The 3,091-nt window shown below is 71.5% G+C and carries 3 protein-coding genes; 2 read left to right on the top strand and 1 reads right to left on the bottom strand.

Going from position 1 to position 3,091, the window contains the following annotated elements; all coding sequences use genetic code 11:
• Positions 1 to 87: 87 nt before the first annotated feature.
• Positions 88 to 489 (bottom strand): peptidase inhibitor family I36 protein, encoded by a 402-nt coding sequence (locus U9R90_RS34880; RefSeq protein WP_411061398.1) that lies wholly within the window; start codon positions 487 to 489, stop codon positions 88 to 90.
• 257 nt (positions 490 to 746) lie between these two features.
• Between U9R90_RS34880 and U9R90_RS34875 the strand changes: the two genes are divergently transcribed.
• The gene (locus U9R90_RS34875) at positions 747 to 1,958 is read left to right on the top strand and encodes an alpha/beta hydrolase (protein WP_411061396.1); all 1,212 of its coding nucleotides are present in this window, start codon (positions 747 to 749) and stop codon (positions 1,956 to 1,958) included.
• Between the two features lie 76 nt (positions 1,959 to 2,034).
• Positions 2,035 to 2,901 (top strand): DUF4429 domain-containing protein, encoded by an 867-nt coding sequence (locus U9R90_RS34870; RefSeq protein WP_411061395.1) that lies wholly within the window; start codon positions 2,035 to 2,037, stop codon positions 2,899 to 2,901.
• The last annotated feature ends 190 nt before the right edge of the window (positions 2,902 to 3,091 follow it).

The following is a 3,091-nucleotide window of genomic DNA, read 5'->3' as shown; positions in this document are numbered from 1 at the left end:
AAAGGCCTCGCCGGCCGGGCTCAAAGATGTCCTCAAGCGCCGGACGGGCTGAAATATTTCAGCCCGTCCGGCGCGGCAGGCCCCGGCTCAGCTCTCCCAGATCTTGAAGGCGCGTACCCGGTACGGGGCCCTGGGGACCCATGTGCCACCGCCCGGGTACGTCTCGAACTCGCCCGTCTCGGCGCAGACGCGCGACTGGTAGGTCGTGACAGGGCGCCCCGTCCGGTTCGCGAGGGCCTGCGCGCTGCTCCCCTCCGGCAGCGCGATACAGCTCTCGATGTCCGTACCGGACAGCTCGTGGGTCTGCCGGGTACCGGCGAAGTCCGGCCGCTCCCAGAGGCAGAGCTCGCCCGGCCCGCACCGGCCGAGCGTCGGCGGCGCCGCGCCCGCCGAGGGCACGGAGGAGAGGACGGCCGCGGCCACGGCGGTCCCGAGGGTGACGGTCCGGAGTGTGGTTCGGGTGAGGGTGTTGGTGCTGCTGCTGCGCATGGCGGTCGGCCTCCGTCTCGTACGGATCTGCTCTGATCTTGCTGTCCGCACTCTGGCCTGCGGGAAGCGGCCGTCGGAAGGGGAGTCGTGGCCCCGCCACCCTGATAGGTGATGCCGCGACGACACCTCGAACAAAGACACGGAACGTCACCAAACCGCACCCTGCGTGGGGCACTTAGCCCGATCACCCCGCGGAAAACGTGATCTGCCCCACCCCTCGCACGAAGGGCCGAACGGTTCTCCTACGCTGTCCCGCAGTGACTTCCTTCGACTCCTCCCCGCAATCCACGGTGCTGCGCGCTCTCGTCGCGCTCGCCGTCGTCTTCGTCATGCTGGCCATCACCGGCTGGACCACGGTGCACCACAACCGTGCGGGCAGGAGCCCATTCCAGGTCGCGCTGCACGCATGGGAGCGCGGCGGCATCAACGGCCACCCGCTGCCCGACCCGGAGGCACCCGCGGCCCGTATCTCCGAGTTCTTCGGCTTGCTCACCGCCCACCAGCGGCAGCGGCTCGCCGCCCGCTATCCGCTCGTGGTCGGCAACCTGGACGGTGCACCGCTCAAGCTGCGCTACCGCGCCAACCGCATCGCACTCGTCGATGCCCGCAAGGCCGAGCGCGAGCGCGTCAACGACAGACGGCTGTCCGACACGGGGCGTCGCACGGTCCGCCGCCGGGTGCACCGGTTCACCGCGCTGCTCCGCGAGGAACGCCAGATCCTCGCCTTCGACCCCACCGGCACCGGCCGCGTCGCCGAGGTCTTCGGCGACCTCGACCGGGCCGAGCGGGTCTCGATCGTGGTGCCCGGCGTCGGCACCGACCTGCTCACCTTCCAGAAGACCAACGGCAAGTACACGGCACCGGCCGGTATGGCCGCGTCGCTGTACGACGCGGAGCGCGCGGTCAGCGGCGACACCCGTACCGCCGTGATCGCCTGGGCCGACTACACCGCGCCCGCCGGTATCGGTGTGGAAGCGGCCACGTCCAAGCGCGCCGAGGACGGCGCCGAGCGGCTGAACGACCTGGTGCGCGCCCTGCCCGGTGCCTCGCCGACCACCCTGTACTGCCACAGCTACGGCTCGGTGGTGTGCGGGGTCGCCGCCCGCCAACTTCCCTCGCGGGTCACCGACATCGCGGTCGCGGGCAGCCCCGGCATGGGCACCGGGACCGCGTCCGGGCTCGGCACCGCCGCCCGGGTCTGGGCCATGCGGGGCGCCGACGACTGGATCGGGGACATCCCCCACCTCAAGGTCGGCGGGCTCGGACACGGCGCCGACCCGGTCTCCCAGGACTTCGGGGCGCGGGTACTCGCGGCCGGAAAGTCAGGCGGGCACACCGGCTATTTCCTGCCGGACAGCAACAACGTCCGCAACCTCGCCCGGATCGGCGTCGGGGCGTACCACGCGGTGCGGTGTGACGGCGGTGGCACGGCCTGCCGGAAGATTTCTTCCGGTTCCGTGGCCTCCTGACGCGCGTAGAAGCACGTCGTCGCGGGAAACGACAGGATCGCTGCGAGGGGGGACGAACCCGCGCTCGCCGCATACGATGAGCCGCATGGGTGACGTACTGGCTGGATTTCAAGCCGCCTGGGAGTTCGACTCGGACTCCGTGCTCATCCGCTTCGAGCGGGGGATTCGCACACCGAAGCTCTTCCAGGCGCTCGGTGAACGCCGTATCCCCCACGAGGCGTTGGCGGCGGTGACACTCGCTCCCGGCAAACGGGGCACCGTGGTGCTGCATGCCGTGCCGAGACCGGGTGCCGACCCGCTGATGGAGGCGGCGGCGGGGCAGCTCAAGGACAGCTGCGACCCGTACCGCCTGGTGCTGCCCGCCGAGCGGGAGACACTCGCCGAGTACTACGCGGACGAACTGCGCGCGCTCCTGGCGCCGGACCCCGGGCCCGCGGACCAGTACCTGGTCGGCGCACCCGAAGGCCCGACGCAGTTCAAGGCGTACGACGGCAAGGTGTCCTTCGACGGCAAGACGGTGTTCTTCCGCTGGTTCTGGACAGGCGCGTCCTCGGCCAAGTGGAAGGCGGGCGACCAGGCCATCCCCATCACAGACCTGACCGGCGTCGAGTGGCGCTCCCCCGACGCCTTCGACGGCCATCTCCGTCTGCTGCGCCGCGCCCCGGCCCAGCCGCAGCCGGCCCAGGCCGACCAGGACCCGGCCGCCGTGCTGTTCGGCCTGGGCTATGGCCCGGTCCACGAGTCGCTGCCGTTCGCCGCGTCCATCCTCGCGGCGGTACGCGACTGCGGCCCGGCCGTCGCGGTGGAGTCCCGTACGCCGGGCCGCCGCGATCCGGCGGACATCGCGGACCGCATCCGGCACCTGGGCGAACTGCACCAGGCGGGCCTGCTCACGGACGGCGAGTTCACCGCGAAGAAGGCGGAGCTCCTGGCCGAGCTGTGAGACGAAACTCCTGGCCGAGCTCTGAGGCGCGCCGCTCACACCCAGGTATGACGCGCCGCTCACACCCAGGTATGGGCGGCATCCCGCTACCCCGGTATGACGCCCCACCGGCCGGGGCCTGCCTACCCTGATCAGGCCATGAGTACCTCACCCCCGCCCCCGGATCGCGCCCAGGCCCGCCGCCGCCTGC

The sequence above is a fragment of the Streptomyces sp. E11-3 genome, from assembly GCF_046540415.1.
Lineage (GTDB): Bacteria > Actinomycetota > Actinomycetes > Streptomycetales > Streptomycetaceae > Streptomyces.
Note: the sequence above shows the minus strand (reverse complement) of the source record. Positions and strands in the feature narration are given on the sequence as shown.

Bases quoted from the DNA above. Each gene is read 5' to 3' on its own strand.
- U9R90_RS34880 (WP_411061398.1), bottom strand. From the start codon at position 489: ATGCGCAGCAGCAGCACCAACACCCTCACCCGAACCACACTCCGGACC.
- U9R90_RS34870 (WP_411061395.1), top strand. From the start codon at position 2,035: ATGAGCCGCATGGGTGACGTACTGGCTGGATTTCAAGCCGCCTGGGAG.